The organism is Dinoroseobacter sp. S76 (genome assembly GCF_049801095.1).
Classification (GTDB): domain Bacteria; phylum Pseudomonadota; class Alphaproteobacteria; order Rhodobacterales; family Rhodobacteraceae; genus Dinoroseobacter.
Genome location: NZ_JBNAGH010000006.1, coordinates 1 through 21,565 on the forward strand (window position 1 = coordinate 1; position 21,565 = coordinate 21,565).

Annotated in this window: 18 protein-coding genes and 1 tRNA gene; 14 read left to right on the forward strand and 5 right to left on the reverse strand. The window is 58.4% G+C overall.

What is annotated here, in order from left to right:
- The first annotated feature begins 140 nt into the window (after positions 1-140).
- The 3 genes from ACP153_RS16215 to ACP153_RS16225 all read left to right on the forward strand — a co-directional run bounded on the left by ACP153_RS16215 (position 141) and on the right by ACP153_RS16225 (position 4,585).
- A complete protein-coding gene (locus ACP153_RS16215; protein WP_424972061.1) occupies positions 141-1,055 on the forward strand; it encodes a tyrosine-type recombinase/integrase in 915 nt (304 codons plus the stop codon).
- A 6-nt stretch (positions 1,056-1,061) separates the two neighbouring features.
- Positions 1,062-2,270, forward strand: coding sequence for an IS91 family transposase (locus ACP153_RS16220; RefSeq protein WP_424972062.1), 1,209 nt, complete (start codon positions 1,062-1,064; stop codon positions 2,268-2,270).
- Between the two features lie 665 nt (positions 2,271-2,935).
- A complete protein-coding gene (locus ACP153_RS16225; RefSeq protein ID WP_424972063.1) occupies positions 2,936-4,585 on the forward strand; it encodes an FAD-binding dehydrogenase in 1,650 nt (549 codons plus the stop codon).
- A 354-nt stretch (positions 4,586-4,939) separates the two neighbouring features.
- Here ACP153_RS16225 and ACP153_RS16230 read toward each other — a convergent pair whose 3' ends face one another.
- Genes ACP153_RS16230 through ACP153_RS16240 form a run of 3 tightly spaced genes read right to left on the reverse strand, consistent with a single transcriptional unit; the run spans position 4,940 to position 5,757 of the window.
- Positions 4,940-5,134, reverse strand: a complete 195-nt coding sequence (locus ACP153_RS16230; RefSeq protein WP_424972064.1) for an integrase core domain-containing protein — start codon at positions 5,132-5,134, stop codon at positions 4,940-4,942.
- Positions 5,050-5,385, reverse strand: a complete 336-nt coding sequence (locus ACP153_RS16235) for a DDE-type integrase/transposase/recombinase (RefSeq protein ID WP_424972065.1) — start codon at positions 5,383-5,385, stop codon at positions 5,050-5,052. The genes ACP153_RS16230 and ACP153_RS16235 overlap by 85 nt, the downstream gene beginning before the upstream one ends.
- Before the next feature lie 3 nt (positions 5,386-5,388).
- On the reverse strand, positions 5,389-5,757 hold the full coding sequence (locus ACP153_RS16240; protein WP_424972066.1) for a hypothetical protein: 369 nt from the start codon (positions 5,755-5,757) through the stop codon (positions 5,389-5,391).
- Between the two features lie 401 nt (positions 5,758-6,158).
- Between ACP153_RS16240 and ACP153_RS16245 the strand changes: the two genes are divergently transcribed.
- From ACP153_RS16245 to ACP153_RS16275, 7 genes are all read left to right on the forward strand, one after another.
- Positions 6,159-7,538 carry a tyrosine-type recombinase/integrase gene (locus tag ACP153_RS16245; protein ID WP_424972067.1) on the forward strand — a complete coding sequence of 460 codons (1,380 nt, stop codon included), beginning with the start codon at positions 6,159-6,161 and terminating at the stop codon, positions 7,536-7,538.
- 114 nt (positions 7,539-7,652) lie between these two features.
- Complete coding sequence (locus tag ACP153_RS16250) at positions 7,653-7,976, forward strand: helix-turn-helix transcriptional regulator (RefSeq protein ID WP_424972069.1); 324 nt, start codon at positions 7,653-7,655, stop codon at positions 7,974-7,976.
- A gap of 97 nt (positions 7,977-8,073) precedes the next feature.
- A complete protein-coding gene (locus ACP153_RS16255; RefSeq protein ID WP_424972070.1) occupies positions 8,074-8,313 on the forward strand; it encodes a hypothetical protein in 240 nt (79 codons plus the stop codon).
- A 27-nt stretch (positions 8,314-8,340) separates the two neighbouring features.
- Positions 8,341-8,949 (forward strand): Arm DNA-binding domain-containing protein, encoded by a 609-nt coding sequence (locus ACP153_RS16260; RefSeq protein WP_424972071.1) that lies wholly within the window; start codon positions 8,341-8,343, stop codon positions 8,947-8,949.
- Between the two features lie 646 nt (positions 8,950-9,595).
- Entirely contained in the window at positions 9,596-11,635 is a 2,040-nt protein-coding gene (locus ACP153_RS16265; RefSeq protein ID WP_424972072.1) for a site-specific DNA-methyltransferase, read from the forward strand.
- Between the two features lie 4 nt (positions 11,636-11,639).
- Positions 11,640-14,345, forward strand: coding sequence for a DEAD/DEAH box helicase family protein (locus tag ACP153_RS16270; protein ID WP_424972074.1), 2,706 nt, complete (start codon positions 11,640-11,642; stop codon positions 14,343-14,345).
- Positions 14,346-14,362: 17 nt separating this feature from the next.
- Complete coding sequence (locus ACP153_RS16275) at positions 14,363-15,613, forward strand: HNH endonuclease family protein (RefSeq protein WP_424972075.1); 1,251 nt, start codon at positions 14,363-14,365, stop codon at positions 15,611-15,613.
- A gap of 263 nt (positions 15,614-15,876) precedes the next feature.
- Here ACP153_RS16275 and ACP153_RS16280 read toward each other — a convergent pair.
- Positions 15,877-15,952, reverse strand: a tRNA-Thr gene (locus tag ACP153_RS16280).
- A 630-nt stretch (positions 15,953-16,582) separates the two neighbouring features.
- Between ACP153_RS16280 and pufB the strand changes: the two genes are divergently transcribed.
- The 4 genes from pufB to ACP153_RS16300 all read left to right on the forward strand — a co-directional run bounded on the left by pufB (position 16,583) and on the right by ACP153_RS16300 (position 19,661).
- Positions 16,583-16,738: a light-harvesting antenna LH1, beta subunit gene (gene pufB / locus ACP153_RS16285; protein ID WP_424972076.1), complete on the forward strand. Its 156-nt coding sequence runs from the start codon at positions 16,583-16,585 to the stop codon at positions 16,736-16,738.
- 12 nt (positions 16,739-16,750) lie between these two features.
- Positions 16,751-17,101: a light-harvesting protein gene (locus ACP153_RS16290; protein WP_424972077.1), complete on the forward strand. Its 351-nt coding sequence runs from the start codon at positions 16,751-16,753 to the stop codon at positions 17,099-17,101.
- 83 nt (positions 17,102-17,184) lie between these two features.
- Positions 17,185-18,642: a PucC family protein gene (locus ACP153_RS16295; RefSeq protein WP_424972078.1), complete on the forward strand. Its 1,458-nt coding sequence runs from the start codon at positions 17,185-17,187 to the stop codon at positions 18,640-18,642.
- Complete coding sequence (locus tag ACP153_RS16300) at positions 18,639-19,661, forward strand: PucR family transcriptional regulator (protein ID WP_424972079.1); 1,023 nt, start codon at positions 18,639-18,641, stop codon at positions 19,659-19,661. Before ACP153_RS16295 ends, ACP153_RS16300 begins: the two co-directional genes overlap by 4 nt.
- A gap of 66 nt (positions 19,662-19,727) precedes the next feature.
- On the opposite strand, the gene ACP153_RS16305 is transcribed toward ACP153_RS16300, so the two are convergent.
- Positions 19,728-21,518, reverse strand: coding sequence for a PHA/PHB synthase family protein (locus tag ACP153_RS16305; RefSeq protein WP_424972080.1), 1,791 nt, complete (start codon positions 21,516-21,518; stop codon positions 19,728-19,730).
- Positions 21,519-21,565 lie beyond the last annotated feature (47 nt).

Consider the following 21,565-nt stretch of genomic DNA (forward strand, 5'->3'; position numbering starts at 1 on the left):
GGCCCACGCACTAAAACGCTTCGCGATAGGGGTGCTTTTGGCGTGGGTTGGGCGTAGCCGGGATTTGTTTCGCGGATTGTGGGGTTGGAAGTTTGCTGTTGGTCGAGGTGATTTTGCCTTGGTTGACAGAGGATATTCCCATGAACATTCAGCAAACAACGAACATGACGCCGCTGCGTGCACGCATGATCGCGGATATGACATCGCGCAATCTTGGCCCCGCGTCACAGCTCGGTCACTTGCGGGCCTGCAAGAGGTTCGCGGCGTGGTTGGAGCGCTCTCCGGAGACCGCTGAGCCGGATGATGTGCGCGAGTTCCAGCAGCATCTGATTGAGACCGGGACCAGCATCTGCACGCGCAATCGCACGATGACAGGGGTGAAGTTTCTGTTCCGGGTAACCCTGCGGCGGCATGATTTGGTGGCGGCGATTTTCAGCCTGAAGGAGCCCGTCAAGATCCCGCTGGTGTTGAGCCGCAACGAGGTCAAACGGATCCTACTCATGGCCCCGAGCTTGAAAGCGCGGGTGATGTTGTCGCTTGCCTATGGTTGCGTGATGCGTGCGGGCGAGGTGGTCAGGCTGCAGGCTGGGGATATCGATGGGGAACAGAAGATCACCCGGATCGTGCAATCCAAAGGGCGCAAGGATCGCAATGTGATGCGGCCCGCTGATATTCTTGGCCTGATGCGCGAGTGGTGGAAAGAAGCCCCGACCAGTCAGGACAAGGGCGTGGCGGGTCCGAACCGGGTGATCTTCCCAGGGTATAACGGCAAGCTCCTGTCGCCGCGCCAGATCTCGCGCCTGTTCAAGCAGGCCGCAAAGGCGGCGGGCATCACCAAGCCAGTCACATTGCACACTCTGAGGCACAGGTTTGCCACCCATCTGTTGGAACGTGGCGTGGATATCCGCGTGATCCAAGCTCTGCTCGGACACACCAAGCTGACTACGACGGCGCGCTATGCCAGCGTTGCCACGGGCATGATCTCGGCGGTGGAGAGCCCGCTGGACAATCTTGGCCAAGCCAAAAGTAAGAGGGGCAAGAAAGGCGCGCCATAGCCCGCGTTGGCACGGGCAGGCCTGGAAGTCGCGGATATCTTCCGTGACCATGGTGCGGCGTGGCGCGCGGCCAATATAGGCCATATCAGCCTTGATCAGATGAAGGTCACGAGCGCCGTTGAACGCTGCCGCACAGCGGCACTTGGCGGTCATGTGACACGCTGCGAAGACTGCATGCACGAGCACATCGCTTACAATTCCTGCCGCAATCGGCACTGTCCTGAATGTCAGTCCGGCGCGGCAAAGGCTTGGCTTGCCGCGCCGGAGGCTGAACTGCTGCCGGTGCGGTACTTCCATCTTGTCTTCACGTTGCCAAAGCCCATTGCCGACATCGCCCGCCAGAACAAACGCGAGATCTACAATCTGTTAATGCGCGCGAGCGCCGACACCGTGATCAAAATCGCCGCCGACCCCAAGCACCTTGGTGCTCGAGTCGGTATTACTTCGGTACTGCACAGCTGGGGCTCCGCAATGACGCACCACCCGCATGTCCACATGATCGTGCCGGGCGGCGGTCTGTCTGCGGACGGCACCAAGTGGATCACTTGCCGCAAGAACTTCTTGCTCTCCGTCAGGGTTCTGTCCCGGCTCTACCGGCGGCTGCTTTTGGAAGGGCTGGCGAAGTTGCACAGCGCAGGAAAGCTGCAGTTTTTCGGCGATCACGCCAAACTTGCCGATCCCGCAGTCTTTGGGGCATTTCTGCAAACGCTACGCAAGATCGATTGGGTCGTTTACGCCAAAGAACCCTTCGCCGGACCAAAGGCCGTGCTGGCCTACCTGTCGCGCTACACCCACCGCATCGCGGCATCCAACAGTCGCCTGGTCCGGTTCGATGCGGCAAGCGTGACCTTCAAGGTGAAGGATTACAGGGTCGACGGCCCCAGACGACACACCACTATGACGTTCGCAACCGAGGAATTCATCCGCCGGTTCCTGATCCACGTCCTGCCCAAAGGCCAGCACCGTATCCGCCACTACGGCTTCTACGGAAATGGCAACCGTGCCGCCAATATCGCCCGGATCAGAGAATTGATCGGGGCCAGAGCGCCGAGCCGAAACGACACCGGTGATGCAAATGGAGGCGACACCGATCAGCACCCCAGGGTCCTCGCGCTGCCATGCCCCTGCTGCGGTGGGCGGTTGATGATCACCGACACCTTCGCCCCTGCGCAACATCCCAGAGCACCGCCGAGATCGGCAAGAGACGCAGCATGACACACGCGCCAAATAGGACTGACGACACCTCAGCTGCAGCCACCTGCGGCACCATAGTTATGTGTGGATCACGTCACCGAAATCTCAAAAGGCGAGGGCTCGTGAAAAACACCGTCCATATCGCCCAGAAACAAGCCAGGCCAATGCCGCGCCCAGCCAGACGGGAGTCGTTCTACGGCCTGGCAGGGTTAGCCCAAAGCCCAGCCCAGCCCAGCCTACAAATCCCCATAGAACCCACCCACCAAGACCAAACCCGCGATTTCCCGCCTGAGCGCTTCTCCGACGCCGGGCAGCGCCCCGCGCAACTCAAACGAAAGCGCACGGCGTCCGAGAAACCCGAATCACAGCAGACCTGGGAAGCGGGGCGCTCAGGCGGCCGGAATGGCCCGGAGGAGACTTCAGGGGCGCTGTGTCGCTTGTTCGCTTTTGGCTCTGCTCGAACAGAAGGCGCTGAGCGGCGTGGTCGACCTGCGGCCTTCTGATAGGCCTATGGGTCGCGCTGATACCAGCGCACTGCGCAGGGGAAAACGCCCCACGGAAAGCGATGGTGCTTGAACGGGGACCTACGTGCCGTACCGAACCTCAAACGCTCAAAACTGGCCAAGGTCCCGGATCGATGCGACTGTCCCTCGCACGTAGCCAACATCAATCCGAGGTCGCAGATCATGAGAACAAACGTCGTTGTGGTCGGTGCCGGCCTGTCTGGCCTCGTAACCGCCGCCGAGCTTGGTGATCGCGGCAAAAAGGTGGTGATCGTCGACCAGGAAGGTCCGCAAAACCTGGGAGGGCAAGCGCATTGGTCTTTGGGCGGGCTGTTCATGGTCAACACCCCCGAGCAGCGACGCCTGGGCATCAAAGACAGCCTGGACCTGGCGACAAGCGATTGGATGGGGTCGGCACAGTTTGACCGCCCAGAAGACGCCTTTCCCCGCGCATGGGCGCAGGCCTATCTCGACTTCGCCGCGGGCGAAATGCGTCCTTGGCTCTATGACATGGGCCTCCGCTGGTTCCCGGTTGTGGGTTGGGCTGAGCGCGGTGGGTCCGACGCCATGGGGCATGGCAATTCCGTGCCTCGGTTTCATATTACATGGGGCACCGGGCCGGGTGTGCTAGAGCCCTTTATCCGGCGGTGTCACGCACATGCAGATGCGGGCTTGCTGACCTACCTTTACCGCCATCAAGTAGACCGCCTTGAAATGCAAAGCGGCGCTGCCGTCGGTGTCAGCGGCACGCAACTGGCGCCGGATGATGCGCAACAAGGGGGGGCAACCAACCGAACCGCCATTGGGGAGTTTCGTATCGATGCCGACGCTGTCATCGTCGCCTCTGGCGGGATCGGCGGCAATTTTGATCTCATTCGCAAAGTTTGGCCGACAGACCGCCTTGGCCCCGCTCCAGACAACATGCTCTCCGGTGTTCCGGCCCATGTCGACGGCCGCATGATCGATATCACCACCGACGCTGGCGGCCACGCCATCAATCGCGACCGGCTATGGTTCTACACCGAAGGCGTCAAGAACTGGGATCCGATTTGGCCACATCACGGGATCCGCATCCTGCCGGGCCCCTCATCCATGTGGTTTGACGCGCGCGGAAACCGTTTCGCTCCGCCCGCGATGCCGGGCTTTGACACCAATGGCACCTTCAAGGCAATCCTCGAAACAGGCTTTGACTACAGCTGGTTCGTTCTGACCCAAAAGATCATCAAGAAGGAATTCGCCCTCTCGGGCTCGGAGCAAAACCCCGACCTGACCTCCGCGAAATGGTCAAAGGTACTGAAAGAACGCATTTTGTCCGGCAAGTCGGCCACCGGACCGGTGGAAGCGTTCAAGGAGCATGGCGCAGACTTTGTTGTGGCCGACACGCTGTCGGATCTCGTCAAAGGAATGAATGCCTTGACGGGACAGGCTTTGGTCGAGGCAGACCATTTACGCAAACAGATCGAAGCCCGGGACGCGCAGGTCGACAACCCTTTCTCAAAGGACCCGCAGATCACCGCCATCCAAGCCGCGCGCCATTACCTAGGAGACAGGCTGATCCGGACCGCAAAGCCGCATCGCTTTCTCGATCCGGGAAATGGGCCTCTCATTGCCGTTCGCCTCAACCTGATCACCCGCAAAACGCTTGGCGGGCTTCAAACCAATCTCGACAGCCGGTTGGTTGACGCCCGAGGCGACCGCATCGCCGGCCTCTATGCGGCAGGCGAAGCGGCAGGCTTCGGTGGAGGTGGCTACCACGGCTACAACTCTCTAGAAGGGACATTCCTCGGCGGGTGTATCTTCTCGGGCCGCGCTGCAGGCCGGAACGCTGGCTGATGCGTGTTAAACGCCAGTGCCATGGAAAAACTAGCCCCAAATTTCGAGCCTGTTTGAAACTCGTCAGCACGAATTCGCGCGGTGTTGGCTTCAATTGAGAGCGCAGTGCTGAAATCGGGCAGGTTCATCAACGCGCGATTTGCAGCATTGATCCCAGCGAGTACAGAGCAACTTGCCTATCACCGGCCACCCCAAATGGCCCATACCCGACCTTGATCTAAACGCCAGCCGCTTCCGAGCTTTGCAGAGCATTCTGCGTTGCCGGTTTTGCAACCGCGAAGCCGAATGTCGGCAAAGGTTGCTTTTCAGACTGTCTAACCCCCTTGTGCTTGGGCCACTGATCGGGCGTTTCTCTCATGGTGTTTCTGGACCTGGTGGGCGCATGTTGAGAGCCGGATGCGGTCGAGCATGATTGTATTGCCTGAGCCAGTGATTGGTACCGATCTGGGCCTGCTCGGTTGTTGTCACCCATTCCCCATTGGGAACCTCCCGGCGCAGTGTTCCATTGAAGTGTTCCTTGTCTCCGTTCTCCCATGCATTGCCCGACACGGCATCGCATGGCGATGTCCCGCAAGGGACGATCCCGGGTGACTGCGGATGGGCTTGATCCCCACACGTCGAAGCCAGTTCTGCATCGCCTCCGCTGCGAACTCGGGGCCGTTATCGGATCGGAAATACTTCGGGGAACCGTGGCGCAGCAGGAGTGGAAAGAGCGCTTCGAGAACATCGTCGGCACCCATTTTGGTGCGGACCACAACAGCCAAGACCTGCCGCGCGAACCCATCGAGAACCGTCAGCATCTTTTAATTGCGCCCATTGCCGAGCCTGTCACGCACGAAGTCTATTGCCCAAACAAGGTTCGGATAGGTGGGTCGAAGCCGGATGTTCGCGCTGTCCTTGTAGTAGATCCGCTTGCGCTTCTTATGCCGCTGCGAAAGCTGCAGCCCGTCCTCGCGCCACTCGACCATTGTCCTCGGACCAACGGTGGACAATGTCTCGTCGCTCGACCTTCTTGTGATTGACCCTTTGCCCGGCAGGCGATTTGGCAATGCCAAATCTACCGAGAGGGGGCCAGCCCGCGACGTGAGGCAGGTCAGCGACCTTGCAATACCCATATCGTCCTTAGTGCTTCGCAGCCTTATGATTGCCAACCGCGACGCATCATACTTCATGCGCCAGAGCTTTTATCCATTAGGATTTACTTTAAGAAACAGCCTACCGAAGTCGGCGTGTATCTAAGCTTTTGGTTTTGCGTTTCGAGCCTTGGTGCCTCTTGAGCGCATCTCTCGGGGTATCGCTCTTGAGGAGCTTTGAGAGACTCCCAAAAAAGCACGACAACGGAGGTACATGTCTCCGGTTCCCTCTGGACCGAACAAAGGAATACCACCGGAGCCTTGCATACAAGCCACTTCAGGATGTCATCGGCATATCCGATCGTGGAGTGGTGCCGCTGAAGGGACTCGAACCTCCGACCCCATCATTACGAATGCCAAGGAATATGTCTACTTGGCTTTTCCTGAGATTACTTGAAACACCCGCGGCATTTGATTTTATTGTGAAAATAGTGTTCTAAGTGGTAGAGAGCGGGAAATTCGCACAGCTATGGATTCCCTCGCTTTACCTCAACCGTGCTTCCTATGTGATACCTATTACACCGATGCCCTCAGATCGCCTAACCAAAACGCTCGTTGATCGGCTGGAACCAGCCGCGAAGGACTACTTTGTCTGGTGCGGGAAGCTCTCAGGCTTTGGGGTAAGAGTCTGGCCAAAAGGGCGAAAGGCTTTCGTGGTGCAGTATCGCACTGGCGGACGCGGATCGAAGACGCAGCGCAAGACCATCGGCACCTATGGAACGATCACGGTAGAAGCGGCCCGGAAGAAGGCCGAGGAATATCTTGCGTCAGCACAGCTTGGGAACGACCTGATCGAGTCCGAGCGCCGATCTAGGGCCGCGCTAACCATCAACGATCTTTGCGACGACTACATCGCGCATGGGATGACGATGAAGAAGGCCTCAACCATTGAGACCGACCTAAGCAAGATCAAGCGACACATCCGCCCTTTGATTGGCGGGAAGAGGATTTCCGAACTCACCAAACAGGACGTTGAACGCCTCTTGCACGACATCGCCAAGGGCAAAACGGCGCAGGACGAGCGAACGGAAAAGGGCCGCTCAATCGTGAAAGGTGGAAAGAGCGCCGCCACGAGATCCGTCCGTGTCCTAAGCAGTATGTTCACCTACGCCATCGACCACGGCATTGCGGAGGCGAACCCGTGCAGTGGCGTGAAGTTATTTAAGGATCAAGCCAAAGAGCACTATCTGACCCAAAATCAGATCGAACAGCTCTTTGACACGCTTGTCCTTGCCGAAACCAAAGGCTTGCCTTGGACCTTGCGTGACAACTCCGCAGCCAAGCACCGACCCAGCACAGATCACATGCGCGAGATCATGTCGCCACACGTCACCGGGGCGATCCGACTACTTGTCCTGACGGGCTGTCGATTGCGCGAAATCCTTCACCTCAGATGGTCCGAGGTGGATTTTGAAAGGGCGATGCTATTCCTCCCCGACAGCAAGACAGGGAAGAAATCGGTGTTGCTGTCCCTGCCCGCCATTGAAGTTCTGGAAAGCTTACCCCGCGCCGGCGCCTACGTCATCGCAGGTGGCACGCCAGACAAACCAAGAGCAGACTTAAAGCGCCCTTGGAAACGCATCTCTGCGCATGCTGGCATCGAAGGCACCCGCATCCATGATCTGCGCCACACGTTTGCCTCACGAGGTGCAGCCCACGGCCTAAGCCTTCCAATGATCGGGCGGCTTTTGGGCCATAAATCCCCGCAAACCACTGCTAGATACGCGCACCTTGCTGATGACCCACTGCGGCGTGCGTTGGATGAAATGAGCGCCGGATTGCCTCCAGTCGCCAAAAAAAGAATCCATTCCAAACAATAGCTTGGCATTTCAGCGCATGTTTTCTATCGCCGGACACCCGCTGAAAATGAGTTTCACTGTATTATAGTGGGTAGCGGACCCTCGCTGCACTCTTGAAACCTCATGGAGTGTCAAATGACCTACCTCTGCCCAAAGCAAGCAGTCCAGTATCTGCGCCAAACCTTCAACATTTCCTACAGCCCGTCCTACCTCGCACGTTTGAGGTGCGAAGGCGGTGGCCCAATCCATACAAAACTCGGAAACGGTCGCATCTACTATCAGATGAAAGACCTTGAAGCGTGGATCGCTTCACGGAGCCACGTCCGCGCACATACCGCTATGCCAAAACCAAACCGCGCATGGGTGGCGAAGTTCAAGGGCGAAGACAACCACGCGGCAGGCAATGGTCTGAGCCGAGACTACGACATATTCGCCTTACTCGAAGGAAAGCCGGGCTGAAATTAACAAGCCTTATCAGTAGTTTAATAAAATCAAAAGTTGACACCCTCTGTGGGTCTGGTTTGTATAGATAGGTGAAGGCCACCCGGCCTTCACCATGACGCCAACCAACAGAAAGGGTCTCGTCATGGAAGATCAAAATGACAACTTCATCCTCATTCCCGCCAAAAGTGGTGGCGGCGCGCTTGTTCGGCGCAGCCAAGTCGCGGGAGGCCGCGCAAACGGTGCCGATGGCGCCATCCTCTATCTGGCCTCCGGTCCGTCGGTTTACACGACGGCCAGCATTCCGCAGCTTGCGGAGTACCTTGGCGCAAGCCGCGCCGAAATGGCGCGCTAACGGCCCCAAAGCCTGCGAGGTTTCGACATGAAGCCTCGCAGCAATCCCACAGATGAACAGCTTACTAGACGCAAGCAGAAAGAGCCTGTCGGGCCACACAATCCTCGCGTCAGGAACGATGCCTACTGGGCGCTCAGGCACCAAGGCTACCCAGACGCAGTCGCCCGCCGTGCAATCCGTAGCATCGCTCCGCGCTACTACATTGCCGAAAACAAGGCCGTTCCAGACGACGACGAATACCTTCGGGATGTAGACCCGGAAGACCTGCTGATCGTGCCGCAGGTAAATGTCGAGTTTACCAAGATGGCCGTGGAAGTACGGCCCGACCTGACAGAGGATATTGTCGCGTCTGCCCCAGCAGAGGAAAAGGAATACACGATCTGGTCGCCAAATCTTCCATGCTTCGGCCTACGCATTCGGCCAAGTGGATGTCGCAGCTTCATCGTCAAATATCGGATCGCTGGAAGTGAACGCCAAGGCAAGATCACGCTTGGAAAGGCCGGAACGTTACCGTTGGACCTCGCAAGAAACATCGCCAGAGAAGTCTTGATCGAAGCGAGGGCTGGATTTGACCCGCAATCCATGCACAAAAGCGGCGAATTGATGCGAAGGGCGCGTTCATCCAGTCCGTCTTGAGCCGGTTCCCCTGTGGTACCCCGGCAAAACGGGAAACACTGTCGGCCTAAGACTGTCGGATACAGACAGGCCGACAGTCAAATCCCAACTCCAAGGGAAACAAAGCCTGAAACGCGATGGAGCGTTCTGACTGGACCACAGCGCCTAACAGTAGCCCCGCTCACGGCTGGCTTAGGAACCAACGCGAAACAGCAAGGCAACGCAGTATCCCACCACGGAGTCGCAACCGGCGGATTGTGTGAAAGAGTCAGTGCGGGCGTATGATACTTTGCGGGCCAGAAAACCCGCTGGCGCACCCGTTCCCACCCGGCGCTGAGATGGTGTGCCCTAAGAAACTGGCGAAGTGACCGGAAACACAACCAAACCAAATCGGCTAAATGCCCCCGGGATAATGAAACAGGAAAGAACACTCTTTATTCGATGGATAAGAAGAATAGTTTGACGGAACAGGATCAAAACGAACAGGATCATACCCCTTAACGGTTGGGATATACCGTTGGAGTGTCTGGGATAGGGTAGAACCTACCCCGGACACTTTTCGTTTGAACTGGTCACTAGGGGGACGATCTGCGACAGTCAGGCCAACGGGGTTTCCCCTTTCAATCGTTAACAAAATCAGGCGGCGTCCAAGCCGCGAAGGCCGCAGATGACCGACAGACCAGAGCTTGAGCAGATCGACCCAGAAACCCCGGACCAGGGCAACGAGCTGCTGAACCGCCTCAAGGCTTCCGTGCCTGAGGCGTTTTCGGACGGGAAGCTGGATGTCGAAGCCCTGCAAAGCCTATTGGGCGATAAGGTAGAGGGCGGGCCGGAGCGGTTCACTTTCACTTGGGCTGGCAAGCGGGAGGCTATGGCGATGCTGCAAGCGCCGTCTTCGGCCACGCTCGCACCCGACCCCGATAACAGCATCAACTTCGAAGACGCGCAGCATGTGTTCATCGAAGGTGAGAACCTTGAAGTGCTCAAGGTGCTCTACCGGTCCTACTTTGGCCGGGTGAAGCTGATCTACATCGACCCGCCCTACAACACGGGCAACGATTTCATCTATCCCGACAACTTCGCGGACCCGCTGGATCACTACCTGAAACTGACCGGACAGCGCACCGAGGATGGGGACGACACTACCAGCAAGACGGAGACAGCAGGGCGGCTGCATTCCGGTTGGCTGTCGATGATGTATCCAAGGCTGTCACTGGCACGGCAGTTCTTAGCTGACGACGGCGTCATCATGATGAGCATCAACGATAAGGAGCAGCCGAACCTACGCAGGCTGGCCGACGAGGTGTTCGGGGAAGAAAACTTCATCGCACAACTTGTGTGGGAAAAGGGTCGGAAGAACGACGCAAAGCTATTCTCGGTCGGTCATGAATACATCATCGTCTATGGGAAATCAGTTGCTGCGCTGAAAGAAGACAAGACTGTCTGGCGAGAAGAAAAGCCGGGTGCGCGAGAGATTTGGGACAAGTATGTCGAACTCCGCGAAGAATATGGCGAAGATGATAAGACTATCAGCGTCGCCTTGCAAAAGTGGTTCAGTGACCTTCCCAAAGGTGACCCGTCGAAGAAATGGTCCCGGTATAAGCGCGTAGACAAATACGGACCTTGGCGAGATCGGGACATTTCGTGGCCCGGAGGTGATGGCCCTTCCTATGATGTAATTCACCCCAAAACGAAAAAACCCTGCAACGTTCCCGACCGTGGTTGGATTTATTCTAACCCAAAGGAGATGCAGAAATTCATTGACCTTGGTCTAGTCGTTTTCCGCGATGACCACACCGAACCACCCTTCCGCAAAGCGCATATTCGCCCGGTAGTCGAAGAGCTAGAAGCCGAAGACGAGATAGACAGCGAAGATGAGGCAGAACAGGAAGAGTTAGCGACCCAGGTTCGTGGAACCTACTTCTACAAGCAATCTCAGGTCGCGGTGAGAGCCCTGCGAGAACTCATGCAAATCCCTGCAGCCGGAAAAAAGAAAGGCTTTGCAAAGGTCTTCGACAACCCCAAGGACTCTGTCGAGCTTGCACGCTTGTTCAAGTACGTCTGTAACGGCACAGAGAAACCCTTAGTCATGGATTTCTTCGGCGGGTCAGGTTCAAGTGCGGAAGCGGTACTATCGCTTACTGCCGACACCAACCCCGACATGCGCTTCATCACGGTGCAGCTTCCCGAACCCTGTGACCCGAAAGATAAAACTGGCAAGGCAGCTTTGGCAGCAGGCTTCGCTACAATTGCTGATGTGGCCCGCGCACGGATCACAAAGGTGATCGAGAACATGGGAGGAGGTGGCCTTGGTCTGCGCGTCTTCAAGCTTTCCGAGACATCGTTGAAACGCTGGACCGGCGTTGAAGCCAAAGACCCCGAGGCCTATGCAGCACAGCTTGAGGCTTTCACCGACAGCCTCGCCCCCGGTTGGCAACCGCAAGACGTGATCTGGGAGGTTGCCTTGCGCGAAGGCTACAGCCTGACCTCAGCGGTGGATGAACTGGAGATCGACACTGGCCCGACCTTCTGGCGCGTGTCGGACGAGGATCGCAGCTTCACGATCTGTCTGGACGATGCGCTGACGCTTGATGCCGTCGCCCCGCTGGGCCTGAACAAGGACGACATGTTCGTCTGCCGTGACACCGCGCTGGACGACACACTCGCCGCCAACCTCGCCCTGCAATGCCGGTTGAAGGTGATCTGAGGCCATGAAGTTCAAGTTCGACAGCGATCAGAAATATCAGGTCGGTGCCGTCGAAAGCGTCGTGGGTCTGTTCGACGGTCAGGCCTTCGTGCGCAATCAACTCATCGTACCGACAGGCGCGACCTTTCAGGTTGTCCCGAACCGGCTGGACCTGACTTCGGACCAGCTTCTTTCCAACCTGCAAAAGGTGCAAGGCGACCGGGGACTGGACCAAGACGACAAGCTGGAAACTCTGACTGCCAAGGTCGAGACCCTGCGCGGCGAGGAAGACATCACCTTCCCCAACTTCTCGGTCGAGATGGAGACGGGCACCGGAAAGACCTACGTTTACATCCGCACGGCGCTGCGCCTGTATGAGACCTACGGGCTGCGGAAATTTATCATCGTCGTGCCCTCGGTCGCCGTGCGCGAAGGGGTGAAGAAGACGCTGGAAGTGACCAAGACCCACTTCGACAAGCTTTTCGGCAAGCCGCCGTATCACTTCACAGTCTACGACTCCGCCCGCAAGAGCCAGGTATCCGGTTTCGCCCTCTCTGACGGGATCGCGATCATGGTGATGACCATCGATGCCTTCAAACGCGCCGAAACCGTCATTCGCCAATCGCGTGAGGGGCTGGACCCGCCAATCTACCAGCTTCAAGAAACGCGCCCCGTGTTGATCTTGGACGAGCCGCAAAACATGGAAAGCGATCTTTCAGTGTCCGCACTAGCTTCGCTCAATCCGATTTGCGCCCTGCGCTACAGCGCGACCCACCGCAACGCCTACAACGTGGTCTATCGGCTGACCCCGTTCGATGCCTACCGCCAAGGGCTGGTGAAGCGGATCGAGGTCGCATCGGTGGTGCAGCAGGACAATGAGAACCTGCCCTTTGTGCGGGTCGAAGAGCTGAACGCCACCAAGCGAACCGTCAGCGCCAAGCTGAGCGTTCACAAGCTGATGGCGACAGGGAAGATCCAAGAGAAGCCCATCACGGTTCGAAGCGGCGATAGTCTAATCGAGAAGACGGGGCGCGCAGAATACGAAGGTTTCGTCGTGGACGAGATCAACCCCGGATCGGGTTTCATCCGCTTTGCCAACAATCAGGAGCTGGCCCTTGGCGGCGAACAAGGCTCCGACCGCGATGCGATCTTCGAAGCCCAAGTCGCCTTCACTATCGAGGAGCACTTCCGCCGCCAGCGGCGCTTGAAGGAACACGGCATCAAGGTCTTATCCCTGTTCTTCATCGACAAGGTGGACAACTACGCCCCCGACGATGGCAAGCTGAAACTGATGTTCGTCAAGGCATTTGACGAAATCAAGCAGCGGTACGAGGAATGGAAGGACGTCAAGGCTTCCGATGTCCAGAAGGCTTATTTCGCCACCAAGACCAAGAAGACGGGCGAGACGGAAGTCTTGGACAGCACAGGCAAGACCAAGCAGGACGACGAGGCCTTCAACCTCATCATGCGCGAAAAGGAGCGCCTGCTTTCCTTTGAAGAACCTGTTGCGTTCATCTTCTCGCACTCCGCGCTTCGTGAAGGCTGGGACAATCCGAACGTCTTCCAAATCTGCACTATGCGCGAAGTTGGCAGCGATACCGAACGCCGTCAGCAGGTCGGACGCGGTGTGCGCCTTCCCGTCAATCAGGATGGTGACCGCATCCAAGACGAACAGATCAACGTCCTGACGGTCATCGCCAGCGAAACCTATGAACGGTTTGTGGCGGGCCTGCAAAGCGAAATCGAGCGGGAGTACGGGAAAGAAGGCGTTCCGCCGCCACCGCCCGACCGGCGCAAGCGCAAGACGATAAAGCTGCGCAAACAGTTCCTGCTCAAACCGGAGTTCAAAGAGCTTTGGGAGAAGATCAAACACAAGACCCGGTATTCCGTGCAGATCGACACCGCGAAACTGGTTGCCGACACTGTTGCCGAACTTGACGAAGCGACCATCAGCAAGCCCCGCATCACGGTTTCAAAAGCCAACATTCGGGTCGATGAGGCCGAAGACTTCTTTGAACCAATCGTCTTGAGCGGCGCAAAGACCGCTGTTGACCTCGCTGGTCGCTATCCTCTCCCGAACCTGATTGAGGTGATGGAAAGCCTGATGGAGAACACTTCCCCTCCGATGCGATTGTCACGGCGCACCCTTCTGGAAGTTTTCCGGAAGACCGCCAAGCGTGGTGAAGCCACGGAGAACCCGCATGAATTCGCGATCACTGCGGTCAACATCCTCAAGGCCAAACTTGCTGACCAAATGGTCAATGGGATCAAATACGAGAAAGACGGTACTTGGTACGAACAGACACAGTTCGCTGAGGAAATTCAGACTTGGGAAGACTATCTAATACCCAGCGAAGAGATCGCAGGTGTGGGCGGAACTCATCTCTACGATGGAGTGAAATGGGACTCTCCGACCATCGAGAAGCCATTTGCTGAAAGCCTTGAGAAAATGGCCAATGTCAAACTCTACATCAAGCTGCCAGACTGGTTCACCATCGGCACGCCTATTGGGCGCTACAACCCAGATTGGGCAATCGTCATGGATGATCCAGAGAACGATGAAGGGCGGCTTTATTTGGTCAGAGAGACCAAAGGTTCACTCGACTTGAACGACCTGCGACCCGATGAACGACGAAAGATAATCTGTGGTCGTAAGCATTTTGGCGATGCGCTTTCAGCAAGTTATCGTGTGGTGACAGCTGCGGCTGAGCTTCCAGATGGAGGCGTATAGGGAGGGCATCATTTCAGATGAAATTAAGTAAAGAGCGGTATCCTGTTTCAGTACTCAAGGAGGTACAGGACAGCATTGACGTTAGACCAGAGTATCAGCGGCCACTTGTCTGGACGTTGAAACAAAAACGGCTCCTGATCGACTCGATACTTCGTGGCTACGATGTGCCGAAGATGTACTGGCACCGGCAGCCTGACGAAGAGCAATTCGAGTTCCATGTCGTCGACGGTCAACAGCGCCTGACTACAATTTGGGAGTTCTGCAACGATGGATTCGCTCTTCCAAAGGACAGTGATCCGGTCGATGGCATTTCAACTGCAAAGCTCAAATACTCGGGCTTCAACACTGAACTGAAAAAGCGCCTCCACCTATATTCTTTTGACGTGGTGATCGTCGAAGAGGCGATCCAGAACGACGAAGAGGACGAAGTCCGCGAAATGTTCCTGCGCCTCCAGAATGGCACGACGCTAAAAGCACAGGAAAAACGGAATGCCATGACGGGTCGGATGCGGGCCTTTGTCAAAGAAGTAGCGCAGCACCCGTTTTTTGAAAGCTGCAAATTCAGCAACACACGTTTCACCTACGATCACATCGCCGCGCAAATGACCTGCCTAGAATTGGCAGGTGAACCAGTAAGCCTTCGCGACAGCGATTTGAACAAGATGTATGCCGAGCAGACGGACTTCGACCCCAAGGGGAACGTCGCAAAGAAGGTCCGCCGGACCCTTGACTACCTTACGCAGGCTTTTCCCGAGCACACGCGCGAGCTGGAACGGTACAACGCCGTCACACTCTACAGTTTGGCCTCATCCTTGATCGACAATTATGTCCACCAAGGAACCGAGAAGAAGCTAGCAGACTGGTTCATCGCCTTTGAAACGGAACGTCGCGCTGACATGGAAAAGGACGAAGATAGCCGGGACGTTCAACTGGTCGAGTATCAGCGCCTGACCAGCTACTCGACCGATGCGGCGGAGTCCCTAGCCAAACGCCTTGAACACATGCAACGCCGCTTTTTCCTCGCTGCACCTGACATCGAGCTAGTTGACCCGACCCGCATCTTTTCCGAGGCGCAGCGGCTGGCAATTTACAGGAGAGATGGTGCGAGATGCCAGCTCCGGATCAAATGCGACGGTTCCGAGAAGTTGAAATGGAATAATTGGCATGCAGACCACAAGGTTCCGCATTCGGCGGGAGGAAAAACAACCGTCGAGAATGGTCAGGTTGCCTGTCCCGACTGCAATTTCGCCAAAGGTGCGGTGGGATGATCAAGGCCTCGGTGGATGCTCTTGCTCACCAAGGAAAACGCGCTTGTTTCCCTCGCAGCCACCTCCGCCGCGTGTGTGAGGGGCGCGAAGGCGGCTCCGAGGAAAACAAGCTTATGTAGCTATCTATCTCTAACTGTTTGTTAGGGGGGAGGAAGCGAACGGGAGCGAGGCGAATTTACCTCGATTGACCTTTACGGTGATACCTATGTGCTTCCTGTAAACTCGCCAACCCGCGCCACATGGCGCTAAGTTCTTGAATTTATTGGTGCCGCTGAAGGGACTCGAACCCCCGACCCCATCATTACGAATGACGTGCTCTACCAGCTGAGCTACAGCGGCTTTCTTCTTTTCACGCGGCCTTGGTGGGGCTGCGGCCTTGGGCGGTGCTGATCTGCAGGCACGGGGCCCAGATGAACCAGATCGCTCAAGACGATGACGGGTCGTTTAGCGTCTCCGGGGGCGCCGTGCAAGGCCTGTTGAGGGGCGCCACCGGCGCGATCGGACACGTGTTTTCAAAGGCTGTCAAAGGCGGGGCTAAGACCGCCTCCGACCGCTGTTTCCCGCCTGCCTCGCAGGCTCCCCCACCGGTTGAGCCGTTGGAAAAGCGCCTCCCAAACAAGCGACTATGTGCAAAACAGCCAGATCGATTTGCAAAAAGCGATTCTCGCGCCATCTTGTCCGAAGGCAATGACGTTTCCGGCATGTCCGGGACCAGATCGCCCCCCTTTCGCGGCGCCGACGCCCAGGCAAAGATCTGAAACGCTTGAGCTTCTTGACCCTCGGTCGACCTATCGGAGCTCTGCATTGTAAATCTGTATTTACACTTGCAATGTCCATAAATCATGACACACTAAGCCTGCGGTCCGGAGAAGGACGTCTCGTGACCGTAAAGTTGCGTGGCATCATTGGTGCAATGCACTGCTGATCGTCATTGCGCTTCAAATGACGCCGCATTGAAGGAGGACCCATATGTCCGATGACCCCGATAAGGTCTGGCCAACAGGCTTGACCCTCAACGAAGCTGAAGAGGTGCACAGCTATCTGATTGATGGCACGCGTGTCTTCGGTGCAATCGCGCTTCTTGCGCATTTCCTGGTCGCGGCTGCTACGCCCTGGCTCGGATAACGGAGGACCGACATGAACAACGCAAAGATGTGGCTTGTCGTGCCTCCTGCCGTGGGCGTGCCCGTGTTTCTCGGTGCCGTCGCGCTCGGCTCCTTTTCCGTCCATGTTGCTGTTCTGAGCAACACCTCCTGGGTGTCTGACTTCCTGTCCGGCCAACCTCTGGGAACGGGCGATCAGGAAGAAGCCTCGGCGACGATGCTGAAGAACACAGAGACCGCCAAGGCCTCCTATGTGATGCCCGCACCGGATGGAGGACAGCAGGTCCTCGTGATCATGCCGGATGGAACCACCACCACGGCGGTTTTGCAGGCAGACACAGTTCTGGCGAGCGCTGCGCCACACCCGCAGGTGCTGGAGCACTGACCAGCCGGTCAGAGCTCAACCAATCCTGAGATCTGCGGGCCGCTGTCCGCAGGTCCCTTTTGACCCCCGACCATGAGTGGGTGATGCTGAATTACCGCGACTTCGCTTTGCGCAAACTGACCTCGATCGGTCCGCGTTATCTGCCTTTCGCAGATGTCGCCACCGACGATCTGCCCTTGTCGCGGCTGCTCCGTCTTTCGTTGTTTCAGGTGACCGTCGGGATGGCGGTGGTGCTGCTTGTGGGCACTCTGAATCGCGTGATGATCGTCGAGCTCAGCGTGCCCGCGACCCTCGTGGCGGTGATGTTGGCGCTTCCGTTGCTGTTCGCGCCCTTCCGCACCCTGATCGGCTACAAGTCGGACACCCATGTCTCGGCTCTGGGCCTGCGACGGGTTCCCTACATCTGGAAGGGCACGCTCTATCAGTTCGGGGGCTTTGCGATCCTGCCCTTCTCGCTGCTGGTCCTGTCGGGCTACGGCGAAGCGGTGGATGCGCCACGCTGGATCGGCCTGTCCTCGGCGGCACTCGCGTTCCTCCTCGTGGGCGCGGGCATGCATATGGTCCAGACCGTGGGCCTCGCGCTGGCGACGGACCTTGTAGAGGAAGAAGACCAGCCCAAGGTGGTCGGCCTGATGTATGTCATGCTGCTCTTCGGGATGGTGGTGAGCGCGCTCGTCTTTGGCGCACTTCTAGAGAATTACACGCCCGGGCGCCTGATCCAGGTGATCCAGGGCGCGGCGGTGGTGACCGTCACCCTGAACATGTACGCCATGTGGAAGCAGGAGGCCCGCGACCGCGACCGCGCGCGCCGGATGGCCGTCGCCCAGCACGAGCCGTTCCGCACGGCCATGGCCAAGCTGATGCAGGCGCCAGGCAAGATGCGGCTTCTGGTGGTGATCGCCTTTGGCACCTTCGGGTTCGGCGCGGCGGATGTGCTGTTGGAGCCCTATGGCGGACAGGCGCTCGGCTTCTCCGTGGCGGAGACCACGAAACTCACCGCCCTGCTCGCAGGCGGCACCCTGATCGGGTTTGGCATCGCCTCGCGGGTTCTCGGCTCCGGCGGGCCCCCCATCCGGCTCGGACTGATCGGTGCGCTGATCGGGATCCCCGGCTTTGCGGCGATCATTCTGTCTTCCATGGGGGGCGGCGCGCAGGTCTTCCTCGCGGGCACACTGGCCTGTGGCCTCGGGGCCGGGCTCTTTGGCCATGCGACCCTCACCGCCACCATGCGCATGGCGCAGAAGGACCAGATCGGCTTGGCCCTGGGCACCTGGGGCGCGGTTCAGGCCACGGCAGCCGGGCTCGGCGTGGCCTTGGCCGGCATCGTCCGCGATGTGATCCTCAGCAGCTCGTCCGAGGCCGGGATCGCCGTCCACACGCCCTATAATGCCGTTTTTCTCATCGAGATCGTTTTCCTTGGCCTTGCTTGCGCTACCTTACTCCCGTTGCTGGGTAAGGCGCGGTTCGCGCAAGGCCCTGACACCACGCGGTCCGCAAGGTCCGTATCGGACACCCATTCCGAACAGGCGGAGGCATCATGACAAAAGTCATCACCCGGTTTTTTGAAGACGCGAAACAAGCGAAGACGGTGGAGCGCAAGTTCCTCGAACAAAGGTTTCCGCGCAGCATTCTGCGGGTCTACACCGATGCTGACGGCCTGAGCGACGCCCTGGCTGCGGCCAATGTCGAGGCTGCTACCGCCAAGGCCTATACCAAGGCCATGGGCAAGGGCGGCGCGGTGATGGTGGTCAAGGCCGGGCACAAGCCCCTCGGTGTGGCCCAAATCACCCGGGACACCACGGCCGCCATGGGCGCCAAGGACATGGGAGACCTCGTGGAAGAGGTCTATGTCGCGGACAAGCCCGGCAAGTCGAGCAGCGTCCTGACCGATCATCCGCATTTCCTGACCCGGGCGAAGGATCCGGAACAGACGAACCACTACATGGCCAATTGGCCGATCCCCCTGATCAGCCACCGCAAGCCCAAGGATGAGTTCGCTTTCCCGCGCCACGCCCGCATGGCCGACTTCCCCATCCCCCTGACCATTCGGATGAAGCCGCGCGACGAATTTGCCTTCCCGCGCCATGCGCGCATGGCGAACTTCCCGCTGCCGCTGACCATTCGGCGCAAGCCCTCGGACAAGTTCCTCTTCCCGCGTCACGCCCGGATGGCGAACTTCCCGCTGCCGCTCTTGAGCAAGCGCAAGCCCTATACCGGCTCGCTGATCCCGCGCCACCAGCGCATGGCGAACTGGCCCTTCCCGCATCTGATCAACGGCAAGACCGGGACCAACGCGCTGATGCCCGGTGCGCCGCGCATGGCAAATTTCCCGATCCCGCTCACCAGCGATCGCAAGCCGTTCACTGGCTCGCTCATCCCCAGACATGGGCGCATGGCGAACTTCCCGATCTCACTGATCAGCAAGCGCAAGCCCTTTACCGGGTCGATCTTCTCCAAGCATGCGCGGATGGCAAACTTCCCCATCGGCCTTCTGAGCAAGGGCGAGGGGCGATTCTCCCTGTCCAAGATGCTGGGCATGCCGACAATCATCAGCCGCTGAAGCTGGTCTAACCGCACAAAGAAAAGGGGCGCCCAGCGCCCCTTTTTTTCATGTCCGCACCTGCGCTCAGTCCGCCGGGCGCGCCGTGACGTAGCGGCCGGGGGCGGGCTCGATCGACTTGTACTTGCCGCGGGTCTTGGGCTTGCGGGCGGGGACAAGCTCCCCGTCATGCTGGGCGAGCCACTCGGTCCAATGGGGCCACCAGGACCCCTTGTGCTGCTCCGAGGCGTTCAGGAAGGCCTGCGCCTCCGCCGGATAAGCCTCGCCCGTGCGGTAGCCGTATTTCATCCGCTCATTGGGCGGGTTGATCACCCCGGCGATGTGGCCCGAGCCGCCAAGCACAAACTCCACCTCGCCGCCGAACAGACCCGTTGCCGGATAGATCGAGGTCCAGGGCGCGATATGGTCGTCAATCGTGGCCAGCACGAAAACCGGGGTCTCGACCTTGCTCACATCGATCTTCTGACCGTCCATCTCAAGCCCGCCGGGCTGGCGCAGCTTGTTCTCCAGATAGACCTCCTTGAGATACCAGAGCAGCATGGCCTTCGGCAGGCGCGTGCTGTCAGAGTTCCAGTAAAGCAGGTCAAAGGCCCGGGGCTTGTTCCCCTGCAGGTAGTTGGCCTCGTAGAAGGACCAGATCAGGTCATTCTCCCGCAGCATCGAGAACATGTCCTGCAGATGATGGGATTCGAGATATCCCTTTTCCTCCATATGAGCGCGGAGGATCTCCAGCCGTTCCTCATCGATGAAGACACCGATCTCGCCCACATCCTTGAAATCCACCATGGTTGCCAGCGTGGTCGCGGCGTTGATCCGATCATCCCCCTTGGCGGCGAGATAGCCGAGCATGGCCGTCACGAGGATCCCACCGATGCAGAAGCCCAGCACATTGGCCTTCTCCTCGCCGGTGATGTCGCGGATCACGTCCAGCGCCGTGAGCGGGCCGAGCTTCATGTAGTCGCCGAAATCCAGATCCGCATGGGCCTTGGTCGGGTTCGCCCAGGAGATCACGAAGACCGAATGCCCCTGTTCCAGCGCGTAGCGGATCAGGCTGTTCTTCGGCTGCATGTCCATGATGTAGAACTTGTTGATCCAGGCCGGCACGAACAGCATGGGGATCTTGTTCTGCTTCTCGGTGCGCGGGTGATACTGGATGAGCTGCATCAGCTCGTTCTCGAAGATCACCTCGCCCTCGGTCGTGGCCAGATCCACCCCGACCTCGAAGGCATGGGCGTCATTGGTGGCGATATCGAGCCGCCCGTCCCCGCGCTCCAAATCATCGAGCATGTTCTCAAGACCGTCGAGCAGGCTGTTGCCCCCGGTCTCCAGCAGCTTGGTGCGGGCCGATGCGTTGGTCGCAAGGTAGTTTGCGGGCGAGAGGGCACTGACCGCCTGACGGGTATAGAAATTCACCCGCATATCGTCGCGCCCCTCTTCGGTCATCGTGTCCAAGAGGTCCGAAATCGACTTCTCCAGCACCAGAAATGCGTCGCGATAGGCGCGGGACACCGGGTCCTCGCTCCATTCCGCATTGGCGAAACGGCGGTCGCGGACCGGCTCGGCATCGCCCGAGGGCGGCATGAGCATCGCGGTCCAGGCCTGGGCCATGCTCGTGCCCATCTGGAGCTGCGCGGCCCAGAGCTCCTGCGGCTTGGTCAGCATCCGGGTCCAGACATTGGTATAGGCCTTGGCCAGGGTCGAGGCATCCATCAGCGAGTATTCGGAGCCATTCGCCTTGGCCACGGACAGGGCCTGCATCTTGGCCGCCACGGCCATGCTGCGCTGCGCAATCGACATCATGCGCAGGGTGGCCTCGGGCAGGTTCACGCCCTCGGTTTCTGTTGTCACATCGGTCATGGCACTCTCCCCCCTGCTGCGCCGATCAATAAACGCGTGATCAGGGA